This window comes from Acinetobacter larvae (genome assembly GCF_001704115.1).
Lineage (GTDB): Bacteria > Pseudomonadota > Gammaproteobacteria > Pseudomonadales > Moraxellaceae > Acinetobacter > Acinetobacter larvae.
In genome coordinates this window covers 3530551-3548339 of sequence record NZ_CP016895.1, presented here as the reverse complement: position 1 = coordinate 3548339, position 17789 = coordinate 3530551, and the positions used below count along the sequence as shown (strand labels likewise).

General features: G+C 43.3%; 14 protein-coding genes, 1 pseudogene and 1 riboswitch. Of the genes and pseudogenes, 9 read left to right on the top strand and 6 right to left on the bottom strand.

What is annotated here, in order from left to right; translation table 11 throughout:
• Window positions 1–159 precede the first annotated feature (159 nt).
• Window positions 160–303, top strand: a riboswitch (yybP-ykoY riboswitch).
• A gap of 79 nt (window positions 304–382) precedes the next feature.
• The 6 genes from BFG52_RS15705 to recJ all read left to right on the top strand — a co-directional run bounded on the left by BFG52_RS15705 (window position 383) and on the right by recJ (window position 7231).
• Window positions 383–958 (top strand): TMEM165/GDT1 family protein, encoded by a 576-nt coding sequence (locus tag BFG52_RS15705; protein WP_067558393.1) that lies wholly within the window; start codon window positions 383–385, stop codon window positions 956–958.
• A gap of 269 nt (window positions 959–1227) precedes the next feature.
• Window positions 1228–1593, top strand: coding sequence for a YkgJ family cysteine cluster protein (locus BFG52_RS15700; protein WP_067558390.1), 366 nt, complete (start codon window positions 1228–1230; stop codon window positions 1591–1593).
• A 188-nt stretch (window positions 1594–1781) separates the two neighbouring features.
• Window positions 1782–3248 (top strand): IMP dehydrogenase, encoded by a 1467-nt coding sequence (gene guaB, locus BFG52_RS15695; protein WP_067558386.1) that lies wholly within the window; start codon window positions 1782–1784, stop codon window positions 3246–3248.
• 254 nt (window positions 3249–3502) lie between these two features.
• Window positions 3503–4831 (top strand): phosphoglucosamine mutase, encoded by a 1329-nt coding sequence (glmM, locus tag BFG52_RS15690; RefSeq protein ID WP_067558383.1) that lies wholly within the window; start codon window positions 3503–3505, stop codon window positions 4829–4831.
• A gap of 20 nt (window positions 4832–4851) precedes the next feature.
• On the top strand, window positions 4852–5508 hold the full coding sequence (gene pdxH, locus BFG52_RS15685) for a pyridoxamine 5'-phosphate oxidase (protein ID WP_067558380.1): 657 nt from the start codon (window positions 4852–4854) through the stop codon (window positions 5506–5508).
• Window positions 5509–5530: 22 nt separating this feature from the next.
• The gene (gene recJ, locus BFG52_RS15680; RefSeq protein WP_067558377.1) at window positions 5531–7231 is read left to right on the top strand and encodes a single-stranded-DNA-specific exonuclease RecJ; all 1701 of its coding nucleotides are present in this window, start codon (window positions 5531–5533) and stop codon (window positions 7229–7231) included.
• 136 nt (window positions 7232–7367) lie between these two features.
• Here the strand turns inward: recJ and BFG52_RS15675 are convergent, their stop codons facing one another.
• Window positions 7368–8126, bottom strand: coding sequence for a TorF family putative porin (locus tag BFG52_RS15675; RefSeq protein WP_067558374.1), 759 nt, complete (start codon window positions 8124–8126; stop codon window positions 7368–7370).
• A gap of 278 nt (window positions 8127–8404) precedes the next feature.
• Entirely contained in the window at window positions 8405–10348 is a 1944-nt protein-coding gene (gene acs, locus BFG52_RS15670) for an acetate--CoA ligase (protein WP_067558370.1), read from the bottom strand.
• A gap of 695 nt (window positions 10349–11043) precedes the next feature.
• Here acs and BFG52_RS16725 point away from each other — a divergent pair.
• Both BFG52_RS16725 and BFG52_RS15665 read left to right on the top strand, forming a co-directional pair.
• A pseudogene (locus BFG52_RS16725) lies at window positions 11044–11298 on the top strand (zinc ribbon domain-containing protein); the annotation flags it as partial.
• Window positions 11299–11465: 167 nt separating this feature from the next.
• On the top strand, window positions 11466–12452 hold the full coding sequence (locus tag BFG52_RS15665; protein WP_067558367.1) for a mechanosensitive ion channel family protein: 987 nt from the start codon (window positions 11466–11468) through the stop codon (window positions 12450–12452).
• 88 nt (window positions 12453–12540) lie between these two features.
• On the opposite strand, the gene BFG52_RS15660 is transcribed toward BFG52_RS15665, so the two are convergent.
• The 4 genes from BFG52_RS15660 to prfB form a co-directional block, all read right to left on the bottom strand.
• Window positions 12541–13248 (bottom strand): 16S rRNA (uracil(1498)-N(3))-methyltransferase, encoded by a 708-nt coding sequence (locus BFG52_RS15660; protein ID WP_067558362.1) that lies wholly within the window; start codon window positions 13246–13248, stop codon window positions 12541–12543.
• A gap of 57 nt (window positions 13249–13305) precedes the next feature.
• Window positions 13306–14604: a 3-deoxy-D-manno-octulosonic acid transferase gene (locus tag BFG52_RS15655; protein WP_067558357.1), complete on the bottom strand. Its 1299-nt coding sequence runs from the start codon at window positions 14602–14604 to the stop codon at window positions 13306–13308.
• Between the two features lie 156 nt (window positions 14605–14760).
• Window positions 14761–15060, bottom strand: coding sequence for an ArsR/SmtB family transcription factor (locus tag BFG52_RS15650; RefSeq protein ID WP_067558354.1), 300 nt, complete (start codon window positions 15058–15060; stop codon window positions 14761–14763).
• Window positions 15061–15268: 208 nt separating this feature from the next.
• Window positions 15269–16364, bottom strand: a protein-coding gene (prfB, locus tag BFG52_RS15645; protein ID WP_099092644.1) for a peptide chain release factor 2 whose coding sequence is annotated in 2 segments (ribosomal slippage) — window positions 15269–16291 and window positions 16293–16364 — 1095 coding nt in all. Because the reading frame shifts where the segments join, the coding sequence is not laid out codon by codon here.
• A gap of 485 nt (window positions 16365–16849) precedes the next feature.
• On the opposite strand from prfB, the gene BFG52_RS15640 reads away from it, so the two are divergent.
• Window positions 16850–17617: a putative porin gene (locus BFG52_RS15640; protein WP_067558351.1), complete on the top strand. Its 768-nt coding sequence runs from the start codon at window positions 16850–16852 to the stop codon at window positions 17615–17617.
• Window positions 17618–17789: the final 172 nt, after the last annotated feature.

Sequence of the window (17789 nt, the reverse complement as noted above, 5' to 3'; positions counted from 1 at the left end):
AATACCTTATTGTGATCTGTTGTATCGAAATTTTATATGTGCAAAAAACCCTGTATCCCAAGTGATACGGGGTTTTTATTTATAAGCATGATCTAATATGTATTTTCGAGATAAAGTGTTTTGGGCTGTTGCTTAAATGCCGATTAGCCTGTAGAATTGCCGTACACTTCATTGGGGAGTAGCCGCTGTTTACGCAGGTAAACAGGTGATGATCAACATAATTGCTCAACAGAGCGTGGTCATCATAGCAAAGTTCAATGGTGCTTAGAAATAAGCTATCTTTTGTTGGCAAGACCTTTGATTTACCGCTCTGCAATCATTTCGATTTATGGCTAGCAGGAGAGGTAGGTCATCGGTATGACGCTAGCCAGAGATTTTGAATATGCAAGAACTAATCTCTTCTACACTCATTGTAGCGCTCGCAGAGATGGGTGATAAAACACAACTCCTTGCCTTGCTGCTTGCTGCACGCTTCAAAAAACCTATACCGATTATTGCCGCAATTTTAGTTTCTACCTTAATTAATCACGCATTATCTGCTGTATTTGGACAATGGATTACTGCGATGATCAATCCAACATGGTTGGTTTGGGTCTTATCAATTGGTTTCATTGCGATGGCTATCTGGATGCTTATTCCAGATAAACTAGAAGATGAAAGCGAAAATATAAAAAAATGGCAAAAATTTGGCGTATTCGGGGCAACCTTCATTTTATTTACCCTAGCTGAAATTGGCGATAAAACACAATTGGCTACGGTTGCATTGGCCGCCAAATACGACAGCATATTTTGGGTCACAATGGGTACCACCTTGGGCATGCTCATCGCGAATGTCCCAGCGGTATTGGTTGGAGATCGCTTTGCCCAGCGCCTACCGATTGCTTTGATTCATAAAATTGGTGCCTGTATTTTTATGGCATTAGGGGTGATGACTTTGCTTGGGTATTATTTGCTCTAAGTTTTTAAATACGCCATAAACTGCTTATAACGTTAAACCGCGATCTGAATAATCGCGGTTTTTTTGTCACTGTTTGCCCCATACAGAATATCTATTTAAATTGCACCATTTTAGCGCTATTTAGAAGGATGCTCGATTGCTTAAAGCGTGATGGGCTGGTGCTTAGCGCAGTGCATGATCACAAAAAAATATTAAAAAACTATTGCCAATAAAAACAGATTTTTTTAGCATTTCTGCTCAATCTACAACTTTAATAATGAGAATTTCAAATGCAGTTGTCACAGGTTAGTCGAGACGATATTTGTTTAAGCTGCGGGGCATGTTGTGCCTATTTTCGGGTATCTTTTTATTGGGCTGAAGGTGAGGCGATGCCTAGCGAGATGGTTGAGCCTTTAACGGCCGTTTATTCGTGTATGTGTGGTACCAATCAGAAACAGCCGCGTTGTGTTGCACTACAGGGCGAAGTTGGACAGGCTGTAAGCTGTGGAATTTATACAGTACGCAGTGAAAGTTGTAAGGAGGTTCAAGCGGGTGATCAACAGTGCCAAAAAGCACGACTTGCCCATGGCTTGATTCCAATCGTCAATCTCGATTTGGCATCTAGCAATGATGAGGGTTATGACCAAGTCAGTTAAATGAAAAAAGATCACGAGGCGCTATGTATGATGCTCGGCAAAATACCTAGCATCTTGTTGTTCTAATAGACATTTTATAAATAAAAAATTGCTTAAATAAAAATTACAGTGCAATTTATGCAATTAGCAATGAAATTTATCATTAAATTTGTATATAATGGCTCACGGAAATTACCAGTGAGATTGTTATGCTGACCATCGTTCAAGAAGCGTTGACCTTCGATGATGTCTTGTTACTCCCTGCCTATTCTACAGTTCTTCCAAAAGATGTCTCCCTAAAGACACGCCTTACACGAGGCATTCAATTAAATATTCCTTTAGTTTCTGCTGCCATGGATACCGTGACTGAGTCTCGTATGGCAATTGCTATGGCACAGCATGGCGGTATTGGAATATTGCATAAAAATATGGACATTGCTGCACAGGCTGCCGAAGTTCGCCGCACCAAAAAATTTGAGGCGGGCATAGTCAATGATCCGATTACCGTTAGTCCAGAAACCACAGTACGTGAGTTGATGGCGCTGACTGAAGCCAATAATATCAGCGGTGTGCCAGTGGTAAAAGATGGCAAAGTCGTTGGTATAGTGACGGGGCGTGATACACGTTTCGAAACGAATTTTGAACAGCCTGTTAGTAATATTATGACCACGCAAGAGCGTTTGGTGACAGTAAAAGAAGGCGAATCTAAAGAAAATATTCAAGCATTGTTGCAAAAACATCGTATTGAAAAAGTTTTGGTGGTTGATGATCATCATGCGCTAAAAGGTTTGATTACCGTTACGGATTTCCGTAAAGCTGCGTTATATCCCAATAGCTGTAAAGATGATTTAGGTCGTTTACGCGTGGGCGCAGCCGTTGGAACGGGTGCAGAAACACCTGCACGTGTTGAAGCATTGGTTGATGCTGGTGCGGATGTGATTGTGGTTGATACTGCACATGGTCATTCTGCTGGCGTGATTGAACGTGTACGCTGGGTTAAACAAAACTATCCTCAAGTTCAAGTGATTGGCGGTAATATTGCGACCGCAGATGCAGCATTGGCTCTCATGGATGCTGGTGCAGATGCAGTGAAAGTCGGTATTGGACCGGGTTCAATTTGTACGACACGTATTGTGGCTGGGATTGGCGTACCGCAAATTTCTGCCATTGATAATGTTGCCAATGCACTGAAAGAACAGATTCCACTGATTGCAGATGGTGGTATTCGCTTCTCTGGAGATATGGCGAAAGCCTTAGGTGCTGGTGCTAGCACGATTATGGTAGGTTCTTTAATGGCAGGTACCGAAGAAGCACCTGGCGAAGTTGAGTTTTTCCAAGGTCGTTATTATAAAGCATATCGTGGTATGGGCTCTTTAGGCGCAATGGCTGGTTCAACAGGCTCAGCCGATCGTTATTTCCAAGATGCGAAAGCAGGTGCTGAGAAATTGGTTCCTGAAGGGATTGAAGGTCGTGTGCCGTATAAAGGTCCAATGGGTGCGATTGTGCATCAAATGATGGGTGGCTTACGCTCATCCATGGGATATACCGGTTCTGCCACAGTTGATGATTTACGTCAAAATGCCAAGTTTGTGAAAATCACTTCTGCCGGCATGCAAGAATCACATGTACATGATGTCACTATTACCAAAGAAGCTCCAAACTATCGCGTAGGTTAAGCTACGCGATATAACCTTAAAAAAAATAAGGTTTTAATGAAAGTTTGCATAAAAAGCCATCCTCAAGTGATGGCTTTTGTTGTTTTTGGTGTAAAGTACAGAAAGACTTGAGCACTTGCTGGTGCTCAGGTTGGTGCTTAGATAAGATAGAAGAATGTCTGGGGAAATGAGGATATCGCATTACAAATTTGATCGGTATCCGCATGAGCAGCTCTTTAAAATATATGTAATTTGAAACGATTAGCGGATTTAAAATGAGTTATTTTGGTACAGATGGTATACGGGGAAAATTTGGTGAATCACCAATTACACCACAATTCGCCTTACAACTTGGTTTTGCAGCAGGGAAAGTATTAAAAAAAATAAGTCACACGCAAAAACCCATTGTTGTTTTGGGCAAAGATACACGTTTATCGGGTTATATTTTGGAATCTGCTTTACAAGCGGGATTAAATGCCGCAGGTGTTTATGTTCATTTATTGGGCCCTCTGCCTACACCGGCGATTGCACATTTAACCCGTGCCTTACATGCTGATGCTGGTATTGTTATATCTGCATCACACAATCCTTATTTTGATAATGGCATTAAGTTTTTCTCAGGAGAGGGCAAGAAGCTTTCTGATGAACTCCAACAAGCCATTAACCAACAGCTTGAACAAGACTTGTACATCGATGAGCCGGCAAATCTTGGTAAAAGTGTGCGTGTTAAAGATGCCAATGGTCGTTATATCGAATTTTGTAAGTCTACTTTCCCTTATCATTTTAGTTTGCGTGATCTGAAAATTGTGGTGGATTGCGCCAATGGTGCGGCTTATAGCGTGGGTCCAGCTGTATTCCGTGAGTTAGGTGCCAAAGTCATTGCCATGCATGAACAGCCTGATGGTTTAAATATCAATCAAAACTGTGGTTCCACTCATCCTGAAAGTTTGCAACGTGCTGTGGTAGAACAACAAGCCGATGTTGGAATTGCTTTTGATGGGGATGCAGATCGGGTTGTGATGGTCGACCGTTTTGGTAATTTGATTGATGGCGATCATATTCTCTATATCTTGGCTACACAAAGTCAGCATAAGCCTGCGGGGATTGTGGGTACGGTGATGAGTAATATGGCCTTAGAGTTAGCACTTGCTGCTGCTGGTGTGCCATTTGTACGTGCTCAAGTCGGCGATCGCTATGTGTTGCAAGCCTTAGAGGAAAATGGTTGGAGCATTGGTGGTGAGCCATCAGGTCATGTCCTGACACTTGATAAAAGTACCACTGGGGATGCCATTATTGCGGCATTACAAGTACTGACCGTAATGGTTGAGCAGCAAAAAAGTCTTGATCAACTGGTCAGTGAGTTTAAGCTATTTCCACAGGTCTTGGTCAATGTTCGCTTAGAGCAAATGATTGATCCTTTTGCCATAGATGCTCTGAAAGCACAATTTGCCAGTGTCGAACAGCAATTACAAGGTCGTGGACGTTTATTGATTCGTAAGTCTGGCACTGAACCGGTGATTCGTGTGATGGTAGAAGGTGATGATCACGAACATATTACTGCATTGGCCAATCACTTGGCTGACGCAATCCGGCAACATGCCTGAGCTTAGGTGAGGAGTTTGAGATGAGTGATACCATCAAAGATTTGAGTGAATTGCGTTTAAGTTATCAAAAAGATCAACTGTTAGAATCACAGCTACATCGAGATCCGCATGAGCAGTTTTTGCTTTGGTTTAATCAAGCCTTAGCATCGCCTTTACATGAACCTTATACCATGTATTTGGCAACAGCAGATGCAACAGGACGCCCTCATGTTCGTACGGTATTACTCCGTGGCGCCAGTCAGGCAGGTTATGATTTTTATACCAATTATGACAGCCAAAAAGGGCTGGACTTAGCCGAAAACCCACAAGCAGAATTATTGTTTTATTGGCCAGAGTTAGAACGTCAAGTGCGCATTCATGGGGCTGTGGAGAAAATCTCTGAGGCTGAAGCCAGTGATTATTATCATAAACGACCACGTGATAGCCAATTGGCGGCTTATGTCAGTACACCGCAAAGTGGTGTGATTGCAGATCGCTCCAGTTTAGAGCAACGCTTTGCACAGATAAGTGCACAATTTGCACAGGATGAGGCAATTCCTAAGCCTGAATTTTGGGGAGGGTATCGTGTGCTGGCAGATCGTTACGAGTTCTGGCAAGGACGACCAAACCGTATGCATGATCGGATTCACTATCTACAACAAGATGGTCAGTGGATTTTACAACGTTTGATGCCTTAAGAGCTGTCAATTTAGGAAGAAGATGTCTAAATACCGTATTGTTTCACGCCCTTTACTGAGCTCTCCTGATTGCTTTAAGACGGTACCCAGCTTTATGGCGAAGATCTTGGCGGCGCGTGGGGTACAGTCTGAACAAGAGCTGGTGTTAAAGCTCAAACATCTGCTGCCGCCAGATTTAAAGGGGCTGCAACAAGCGGTAGCACTCATGGATCAAGCCATTGATCAGGGTGAGAAAATTGTAGTAATTGGCGATTATGACGCCGATGGCGCAACCAGTACTGCATTGATGATATTGGCATTGCGCGATATGGGGGCAGAGGTGAATTATCTGGTGCCAGATCGTTTCAAATATGGCTATGGTTTGACGCCCGCTATTGCCGATTTAGCCATGCAGACCTATCAACCAGATCTTCTGATCACGGTAGATAATGGTATTTCCAGCCATGCCGGTGTTGCTCAGGCACAGGCGCATGGTATGCGCGTCATTATTACCGACCATCATTTAACCAGCAAAATACCGCCGCCCGCTGAAGCTGTGGTCAATCCCAATCAGCAGGGCTGTACTTTTGCCAGTAAAGCTTTAGCGGGTGTTGGGGTTGCTTTTTATGTATTGGCTCGTTTAGCGACTTTGCGGGCTCAGCATGGCAAGACCACGTCAAAGATAACGCAATATTTAGATTTGGTGGCGCTGGGAACTTATGCCGATGTTGCAAGTTTAGACTATAACAACCGCATTTTAATCGAAGCAGGTTTACAACGCATACAACAACAGCAATGTCGTATTGGGATTAGTGCATTATTGGATGTTGCTGGGCGAGATCCTGCTCAGTTACAAGCACAAGATTTAGGTTTTGTATTGGGTCCTAGAATCAATGCCGCAGGGCGAATGGATACCATGGACATCGGTATCGCCTGTTTACTCTGTGACGATGTCTCTGAAGCATATCGTTTAGCTAGAGCGCTCAATGGTCTCAATTTGGAACGACGGCAAGTAGAAGTGCAAATGAAGCAGGAAGCTTTGCAGGCACTCAATCAGGTTGAAATTGATGCACAAACTTTGCCTGCCGCATTGGTCATGTTTGAGGAGCATTGGCATCAAGGTGTGATTGGAATTGTGGCAGGGCGCTTAAAAGAACAATTTCATCGACCGAGTATTGTCTTTGCACCCGATCAAGACGGTATACACATCAAAGGTTCAGCACGTTCAATTGAAGGCATTCATATTCGTGATGCAATTGAACTGGTTGCAGAAAAATTTCCACATTTAGTTAAATTCTTTGGTGGGCATGCCGCTGCTGCGGGTTTGACCATTCGCCGTGAACATTTTCAAGAATTTAAAGCTATCTTTCATGAACAGATTGCGGCGATGGACCCTGCTTTATTTCAAGCGAGCTTATGGACTGACGGTACATTAGATGAACACGAATTGCAGTTAGAAACGGTTGATTTAATCCAGCAATATGGTCCATGGGGGCATCAATTTCCATTGCCAATCTTTGAAGGGCGATTTCAAGTACAAGATGCACGGTGGCTGAAAGAGACTCATCTTAAGTTACGTTTGACTTTACAGAATGGGCAAAGCCTTGACGCGATTGCCTTCAATGCGGCGGAGCGTTTTCAGTTTGAGCCTACGCAGTCTCAGGTGTCGCTGGTCTATAGCTTGGAGCGCAATGACTACAATGGTCGTAGTAGTCTGCAGTTAAAAATCCTAGATTTGCAATAAACCATTTGCTTGCCCCAAGTTACTGTTGAGGAGCGATTGGTTGTACAACTGCTGTGAGATCTTATTTACAAAGTTTAAGCAGCGCAGAACTTTAACTTGGGTTGCCCCTTATGATACTGCGCTGCTATGACAGATATTAGAAGTCGTAGGCAAGACCTAATACCACCTGATTCTTTTGCTTTTCATCAAGACGATCACGCCCTCCGACAATAAAGTCAAAATTGACATTGGCACCAGTGTTGGCTATTGGGTGGCTTAGCCCCAGCGTTAAATGCCTGAAGTTAAAGTGTTCGGTGGTTTCAACGTATTTGTCTTTGTCATTGTAATAATATGCACCAATAGCCGCGTGCCCAGTAAAATCTTTCGGTAATGCTTGCGCATAGGCAACTTGTACGTAGGTATCGCCTTTATTGCCAGAGATGGTGTCTTTGCTAGCAGTCTGGGTAATGAAACTAAGATTTTTATAGTCGATGCCCAATAATGTTTCAAAGAAGTCTGATTTGGCATCGGACTGATGATAATAGTAATAACTGCCGCCGATGGTATAGCTTAGGTCGTCATTCACTTTGCCGCGGTAACCGATATTGATATCATTTTCAAATGCTTTACTGCCTTGATATTGCTCACTGGCTGCATCATATTTGCTCAGTGAGTAGCCTAGATTTGAGCCCCAATAACCGATGTATAAACCTGATGGATGGCTGTATTCGATGCCACCTTGGATAGAGGGATTATCATTTTCTGGGCTGTTGGTCATACCGCGAAAAACATAGCTGGAAACCACGGCAATATTCCCCGTCACTTCACCGGCAAAAGCTAAGTTGTCACTGGCCATGAGATAGGGTGTCATACTCATAAGGAGCGTGGCGGCACACAGTTGCTGAATTGCTTTCATTAAAATTTCCCCTACGATAAAGTCGCACACGATGCGCTGTGTGAATAGCAAGCAAGACAAAGCAATTGTTATGCCATTTTGCTAATGGGAATAATTTTAACGGTTGTAATGACTTCTTGTCTTGAAGCCAGTCTAAAATTTTTTATGAATATCTGTTTTATTTTTAAGTCTGGGTTTAAAGCTTGGATTTAAAGCCGCATTCTAAGATCAGCACAGAGCATCCGACATGAACAATGAATGCTGTAGGGGCACAGCATTCATTGTGTTAAGGGCGAGATTCAGTGAATCGCCTGAACTTCTATAATCAATTGCTCCACCACTTGAGGCTCAGCTAAAGTACTGGTATCGCCTAAACTATCGAGTTCATTGGCAATAATTTTCCTTAAGATACGCCGCATGATTTTACCTGAACGGGTTTTTGGTAAGGATGGTGCCCAAACCACGGCGTCGGGTGTTGCCACAGGACCGAGTACTTTACGCACCCAAACATAGAGCGCTTGGCGTAATTCCTCGTCTTGTGCTATGCCTGCCTGCAAGGTAACGTAGGCACATATTCCCTGACCTTTGATGTCATGTGGCATTCCCACTACAGCAGCTTCAGCAACAGCCTCATGTGCAACCAAAGCACTTTCTATTTCTGCTGTGCCTAAACGATGTCCTGAAACATTGAGTACATCATCGACGCGCCCTGTAATCCAATAGTAGCCATCCGCATCACGGCGTACGCCATCACCAGTAAAATACTGACCGGGATAAACTGAGAAATAGGTTTCAATAAAGCGTTTTTGATCGCCCCAGATACTACGCATTTGCCCCGGCCAGCTGTCTTTGATGACCAAATTACCTTCGGCCGCACCTTCGAGTTCATTTCCCTGCTCATCCACAACAGCCGGTTGAATACCGAAATAAGGACGAGTCGCGGAACCTGGTTTTAAGGGCGTTGCACCGGGTAAGGGCGAAATGAGTATGCCGCCAGTTTCTGTTTGCCACCAAGTATCGACAATTGGACAGCGGCTTTCGCCCACAACGGTATAGTACCATTGCCATGCTTCAGGATTGATGGGTTCACCAACTGAGCCGAGCAGGCGTAAACTGCTGCGGTCGCTTTCTCGTACAAAGCCATCACCTTCACGCATCATGGCGCGTATCGCCGTTGGTGCAGTATATAACACCGTCACATTATGTTTATCTACAATATGCCCTGTGCGTGCCCAAGTTGGATATTGTGGAACACCCTCAAACATAACTGTGGTGGTGCCATTGGAGAGCGGACCATAGAGTACATAGGAATGTCCTGTGATCCAACCCACATCTGCGGTACACCAAAAGACATCATCTTGTTTGATATCAAAAATTTCTCTAAAGGTACTGTTGACATAGGTGAGATAGCCGCCCGTGCTATGCAATACCCCTTTGGGTTTTCCAGTAGAACCCGAGGTATATAAGATAAAGAGTGGGTCTTCAGCAAACATGGGTTCAGCTGGGCAGATTTCGTTCACTTCGGCAATTTCAACGTGATACCACAAGTCACGCGGTGGATGAAAGTTGATCGCATTGCCTGTGCGATGCACCACGATGACATGCTCGACGGATGTGGTATTGCCCAGCGCCAAAGCCTGATCAACATTTTCTTTTAAGGGAATGGGCTTCCCGCCGCGCATGCCAGAGTCCGCCGTTACGACGATTTTGGCTTGGCAATCTTCGATTCGGCTGGCCAAGGCATCGGGTGAAAAGCCGCCAAAGACTACGCAGTGCACTGCACCAATACGGGTACAAGCCAGCATGGCAATGGCTGCTTCAGAGATCATTGGCATGTACAGCACGACACGATCACCTTTTTGTACGCCATGTTTTTTTAGGACATTGGCAAAACGGCAGACTTCGTCATAGAGTTCTGTATAGGAAATAATTTTATGACGTGAAGGGTGATCACCTTCCCAAATAATGGCAGGTTTATGGGGGTGTTCTTTGAGGTGGCGATCTAGGCAGTTGGCACTGACATTAAGCTGACCATCTGCGAACCATTCCAGTTTAAAGTGATTTGGATCAAGATTGCAGTTACGGACAGTTTGAAATGGGGTAATCCAGTCTAATTTATTCGCAGCATCGGCCCAAAATAGTTCTGGATTTTCGATAGATTGTTGATAGCGTTCAAAATACTGCTGTTGGTTGGTCCGTGCAGTTTTTGCAAAGTCTTCTGGGACTGGATAGATTTCTTTCATCTTGAACTTCCTTGATTATTCCATCTCATCATGAGATTGGTGCTTTAATTTTAGTTGTATTACTTAGCCTGTTGTTTTCAGTATTACGACACATCTTTTCGGATAACAATTATGCTTTAGTCGTAGTTTAGAATAATTTTTAAAAGATTGAAAAGTAATTTTCAGTCATGTGACAGCATGATATAAATATTTAATTTGGAACAATAATATCTTTTGCATCAGCCTTATGTTGGCGGCGCAGCGCAGCATCTCATTTGAAGGATCTGAGATAGAATAGATATTTTAAGAAGCGCTCATTGAACTGTTAGCTGCCCAACATTGATCAATATAAGCCTTGTACAAGGTGAATGGATGATGATTTTGCCCTATCTCTTACAATACCTCTGGCAATATTTTTTTAAGACCTCTGGCAATATATTTTGAGCCCTTGCGATATTAAGCTGGTGCTTGAAGGTGTGAATATATACGGCAGCAAGTCTATAAAATGCTGCAGCATTCATACAAAGTGCATAAAAATATTATGTTAATTTATCCTTTGGAGCGTAAAACCTCGGGGTTTAGCCCGAGGATATAAGCGACTGGAAGCACCCTTTAAACTATTCACTAAGCTAGAAATTGCTATTTATTGTTAGCCATAGACCCAATATATTTTAAGTATTAAGTATGAAGACACTTAAATTACGCATAAAAGATAAACATTAAGAACTATGCTCCAGTATAAATGCGAGAACGCAGGAGTATGGTATGAAGAAGTCAATGAAGCCTATACCACCCAAACTTGTTCGTGTTGTGGCTCACGCTGCAATAGTCCGAAAGGTAGAGCAGGACTTGGAATAAGAGAATGGCAGTGCATGGAGTGCGGTACGCTCCATGATCGGGATGTAAATTCCGCACTGAATATTCTTGCGCTCGGGCATGAGCGTCTCGCAGGAGGAATCCCCGGTCTTTAGGTCGGAGAGGATGTCAATGCAATCAAGATGAACTGACGAGCTGTTGTGATCCTGATCAATATAATGTGATCCTGCTGTATCGTGAGTACAAGATTTTAAAGATATTGAATGAAAATGATTTGTCAGATAAATGACGTGATCTTGCATGACGTCTGGAGAAAGTTAACGTGACAGAACAAAGATCTGATCTCAGTGAAATGGCGCAGGGCACCTCAGAGTTTATACATTCTGCGACCGAAAAAACCGCTCAAACGGTCATTGCGCATACCAGTAAATATAATGATGTATATAGTAGTATCGATAAAATCATTGAGGGATTTTGGCAACGCGTTCCTTATTTTATTATTGCACTCGTTGTTATTTTAATTTTCTGGTTACTGTCTAAAGTTTTTAAATTTTTTATTCAAAAGACTTTAGAAAATCGTAGTTATACCCGTCAAAATTTAGTGCTGGTATTAAATCGGGTCGGCAGTACGATTATTATTTTCCTTGGTATATTAATCGCAATGGTTGTGGCGATTCCTGGGTTTACGCCTGGGCAGTTAATGAGTGCTTTGGGAATTGGCTCTGTTGCGATTGGGTTTGCATTTAAAGATATTTTCCAAAATATGCTGTCGGGTATTTTGATTTTATTGGGTGAACCTTTCCGTATAGGGGATACCATTATTGTCAATAGTATGGAAGGTACAGTCGAAGACATTCAAGTTCGTGCAACTTTTTTACGTTCACCAGATGGTCGACGTATTGTGATCCCCAATGCGACGGTATATACCAGCTCATTAACGGTCAATACCGCCTATACGCGTCGCCGTTGTGAATTTACAGTTGGCATCGGTTATGAGGATGATACCACTAAAGCGAAAGCATTGATTATGAATATCTTAGATCATGATCAAAGCATTCTCAGCCAACCGAGTTTTAGTGTGAATGTCAGCAGCTTGTCTGATTTTTCAGTGAAACTCGCGGTGACGTGGTGGGTTGATACCAATGATGTCTCAACCTCAGCATCTATTAGCCGTGTGCAAGAGCAAGTGGTTGAAGCATTCCATCGTGAAAAAATTTCGATTCCTTATCCCGTACAAGAAGTCAAAATATATCGTGCGGAAGCAGATGCAGATGCAGATGCAGAGACAGCAGCACAGCCTAAAGCATGAACTGTGAAATATCAGACTACATCGTGACATCAAGCCATGGCTAGATAGCTGATGTTTAATAGCATGTAAGATCATCGGATGGAGCGGCTTATTGATATAGCCGCCCAATCACATAAGAAATAGCAGTTTCTGTACGTAAAATTCGTGTACCAAAGCAGCGTGCTTGGCAGCCATTTTGTTGTAAGAGCTCGATTTCATAGGGAATGAAACCACCTTCTGGTCCAATCACGATACTGCATGGGTGATCAATCGCATGTGGCATCGCCTGTTCTGCGTATGGATGTGCGACCCAGGCGGTTTGCCCAGCTGCGATTTGTGCAGCAAGTACATCTTCTACAAAAGGTTTGAAGCGTTGGTAAATCTCGATTTGCGGCGCAATCGTGTCACCCGCTTGCTCCAATCCAAGATCGATATAGTGTGGCAGTTGTTGTAAAAAAGGGCTTTGCCAGTAGCTTTTATCAACGCGATAACTATGAATCAGAACAATTTTTTCTACTCCTAAACTGACACTGTCCATAATCAGTCGGCGTAGTACCTTTGGGCGTGGCAATGCCACAATCAGCGTTAAGGGGATTTTGCCAGGACAGGGCTGAGACATAATGGGCTTCAGTGCCACACCTTGCGCATCTATTGCAACGACTTCAGTCAGATAGCGTTGTCCAGCACGAATACCGACTTTGAGTTGCTCTCCAACTTGCAGCTTTAAATGCTGCTGTAGATGTTGCAATTGCCGTGCTTCTTGGATGTACCACAGCTCTGCCTCAGCAGGAGGTGGGTCAATTAAAACAATATTCATGGGCGATACAAAGGTTCATGGGCGATACAAATATTGATACAAATATTAATGATGAGATTAGGTCGCGCTTTCGGGCTGCAAAGCAAGATCAATGGCTTGGATATGCCGTTGTAGTGAGCCTTGATTACGTGCCAAAACGCTTTGTGCGTGTTGTTGATATTGTGCAGCGAATTCAGGTTGCTCTAAACATTGCACAATGCTCTGAGCGATATCGGCGGCATTGTTTTGAATAGCGATGGCTTGGGCTTGCTTGAATTCTGTAACAATACTTTGAAAATTAAAATAATTCGGTCCAATAACAGTGGCAAGTCCTAAGCTTAAGGGTTCGAGTATATTGTGCCCACCGCCGGGTTCATTCAAGGAACCTCCGACGTAGGCCACTTGACTCAGCGCATACCAGAGCCAAAGCTCACCCATACTATCGGCCAAATAAACTTGGGTATCTGCTTGGATGGGCTGCGCTAAACTGCGTCGTTGTACGGTTAAAGCTAACTGCTGGATTTGGTTAAAAACTTCCTCAAAGCGTTCAGGATGACGTGGTACGACAATACATAGGGCGTGGCGATTCTGTTGGAGGTAGTCTTTTAAAGCTTCTAATAACACGCGTTCTTCAGGTGCATGGGTGCTGGCTAAAATAACAATTTTGCGATGTTGCAAATGCCACTGTTGCTGTAATTGTTGAGCCGCTTGAAGCGCTGTTTGTTGGGCTTGAATATCATATTTGATGCTGCCAACGATTTGACTTTGTGCTGCTGGCATACCTAAGGCAAGATAACGCTGTTGTGTATCAGCATCTTGGGCTAATAATTGTGTTAAGCATTTGAGCATATTTGCTGTCAGTTTGGGCAGGCGAGCATATGATTGTGCCGATTTTTCTGATAGACGCGCATTGATCAATAAACAGGGAATATGCCGTGCATGGACTTGATCGAGTAAGTTTGGCCAGAGCTCGGTTTCCACAAGTGCCAATAATCGCGGTTGATATTGGTTGAGAAAATCGACAATCAGATGGCGTTGATCTGCAGGTAAATAAACGGCTTGAAATAACGCTTGATAAGGGCTGTTGAGAAATAAAGCCTTAGCGCGTGCTTGTCCAGTTTTGGTGGTATTGGTCACCAAAACGGCGTGCCCTTGTTTTAAATAATGTTCGATTAAGGGCTGAGCAGCGTTGGTTTCCCCGACTGAAACAGCATGAAACCAAATACAGTGTAGGTTTTTAACCGCTTGAAAAGGACCAAAGCGTTCTAGGCATTCCGCTTGGTATTGGGATGGGGTGTCTGCACGTTTTTTTATACGCCAACGATACAGTGGCTTGGCGATCGCTAATGCCGCATTATACCAAAATGGAGTAGCCAAACTTGATCCTACACAGGTGGAGAATGAAGGCAATATAACAAAGCCCAGTGGAGCAAATAAAGAGAAATCGCATAGCAGATGTAAGAAAACACATTACGTTTTTCGTCATCTTTCTCACCGTGTTTCGATGGTGACGCTTGACCGCCAATAAAGCGCCTATAATGACTGTTGTATTGACTGAATAAACTGCTGAATATTTTGTTCATTACGTGAGAAATAGCACCATTGCCCACGTTTATGCAGTTGCAATAAGCCGGCTTGATGTAAAACAGCGAGGTGATTTGACATGGTGGACTGTGAGACATGACCCAGCTGTTCAATTTGACCCGCGCAGATGCCATGTTCGAGGTCTAAACACGCTTCGGCTGGAAAATACTGGGCTGGGTTTTTGAGCCAATGTAAAATCTGTCGTCTTAAGGGATTGGCCAATGCTTTAAAAACAAATTCATGGTCCATAAGAAACACCTATTCATCGGTGAATAAACCCAAATCAATCAAGTGCTTGAACCTGCTATCAGCGCTCCATGCTAGAGGGCTGAGTGCTATGGCGTAAAGCGCTAGCATTTGCGCTGTAATCAGGCTCTTGATCTGGATATATTGCTGGTTACAAGGACTCGCGCATTTGCTGGAGCCCTTGTAGTAGCGAGTTGCTAATGACGCTGAATTATAAACCTTGTTTTAGACTGGCTTCGATGAAACGGTCTAAATCGCCATCCAGCACAGCACCGGTATTGGAGTTTTCAACGCCGGTTCTAAGGTCTTTAATACGTGAGTCATCTAGTACATAAGAACGGATCTGGCTGCCCCAACCGATATCCGATTTAGCATCTTCCATCGCTTGTGCGGCTTCATTACGTTTTTGCATTTCTAATTCATATAACTTGGCACGAAGTTGTTTCCACGCACGATCACGGTTGGCATGTTGTGAACGTTCATTTTGACAAGCAACCACAATACCGGTTGGAATATGGGTTAAACGTACTGCTGAGTCGGTCTTGTTAATATGCTGACCACCTGCACCAGAGGCACGGTAAGTATCTGTACGTACATCGGCCGGATTAATTTCGATCTCAATATTGTCATCGACTTCTGGTGAGACGAAAACTGCAGAGAAGGAGGTGTGGCGGCGGTTGCCAGAATCGAAGGGGGATTTACGTACTAAACGATGTACTCCGGTTTCTGTTCTTAACCAGCCGTAAGCAAACTCACCTTCAACACGAATTGTGGCAGATTTAATACCTGCAACATCGCCATCAGAGACTTCCATCAGTTCTGCTTTAAAGCCATGACGTTCGATCCAACGCATATACATGCGTAGTAGCATAGATGCCCAATCTTGTGCCTCGGTGCCACCGGAACCGGCTTGAATATCCAAGAAGCAGGGATTTGGGTCCATCGGGTGGCTAAACATACGACGGAACTCAAGCGCAGCAAGTTCTTTTTCTGCTTGATCAAGCTCATTTTGTACATCGACTAATAAGCTCTCATCGTCGGCTTCAACCGCAAGATCCAGCATAGCTTTGGCATCTTCAAGCTGCTCGGCCAAGCGCTCAAGTACATTGATGACATTCTCAAGCTCACCTTTTTCTTTGGCCATCGCTTGAGCACGATTTTGGTCATTCCAAATACTAGGGTCTTCTAACTCGCGGAGTACTTCTTCTAAACGTTCTTTTTTAAGATCGTAGTCAAAGATACCCCCGTAGTGTTTGACCACGGTCAGTTAAGTCTTTTAATAAGTTTAGATATGGATTGATTTCCACGCGTAGATCCTATTCAAATTTAAAACTGGCACATTCTAACATAGCCAATGACCATGCTACAGATACCAGCAGCTGATAAGTTGTAGGTGATTGAAACGGAATATGCTGTACAGACATGCGTGTGCAATTGCTATGTTTAGCGAGCTTGGCATGCCACTAAAATAAAGCACACTAAACTAAAGCAGTCGTTACATAGTGCTATGTGCTATGTAGATAGGCAATAGACGAGAGACGCGATGCATCGAGCGGGGGAAATCTTCTCTCAATATTTTCATTTTGGCTCAATGTCATAATTTGTTCACAGTTTTAATAAAATTAAACATTTAGTAATTTATTTTATAAATCATGCACTTGATGTTATTATTGGCGCGATATTGCAAAGCTGCTTGGACTTTTTGATTGACTGGCAAACAAAAATCACTAGACTGAACTTGTAACAAAAAATGTATTTTGTGACACACCTTGAGGAACAAAGGGGTTTTAAAATGAAAAAACTAGCATTAACAACTGCATTGCTTTCAATGGTCGCTGTAGCAGCCCCTGCCTTTGCTTACCAAGCAGAAGTCGGTGGATCATATGTATTTACAGATTTTGATGATCTAAAAGACACGCACAGCTTTGGTCTTGATGGAACCTATTACATCAAAGATGTGCAAACCCGTGATGCTCCTTTAAATGAAGCTGCATTCTTAGACCGTGCGACGAACATTAAAGCCAAGGTCGATTATGCAGATAATAACGGTATCAAAAACACTTTTTATGGTGCTGGTGCAGAAGTTTTCTTAGATGGTACCGATTTTTATTTTAGTGGAAATCTAGGACGTAATGAGCTTAAAGCTAAAAAATATGATGTAGATAATCGTGTGACCACTTATGGTGCCGAAGTCGGTTATCTGCCAGCACCGGGCTTATTATTAGCCTTAGGTGTCAAAGGTTATGACCAAAAAGATGGTAAAGATGGTGCAGATCCAACTGTACGTGCAAAATACGTTACGAAAATCGCCAACCATGATGTGAACCTTGAAGCATACGGTGGTTTTGGTGATCTTGATGAGTATTCTGTACGTGGTGATTTCTACTTTGACCGTACCATGAGTGCTGGCGTAGATTACTACAAAAATGATTTGACCAAAGAAGACGAATGGGGCTTCTCTGCCAAAAAATACTTCAACCAAAATGTAAGCCTTGAAGGTCGTATTGGTGTTGGTGATGACTACAATACCTATGGCGTACGTGCCGCATATCGCTTCTAAGTCACGGAATACGTAAAGGATTAATTGATTAGTCCTCTATCCAAAGCGCCCAAGCATGCTTGGGCGCTTTTATTTTGTCTGATCTGCTCATTTCATTTTTGAGTACCTTCATGCTGAGCTGCGCTTGCATTACTTTAGTTTTCAAGAGATTGCTATTTAAAAACGTGATCTT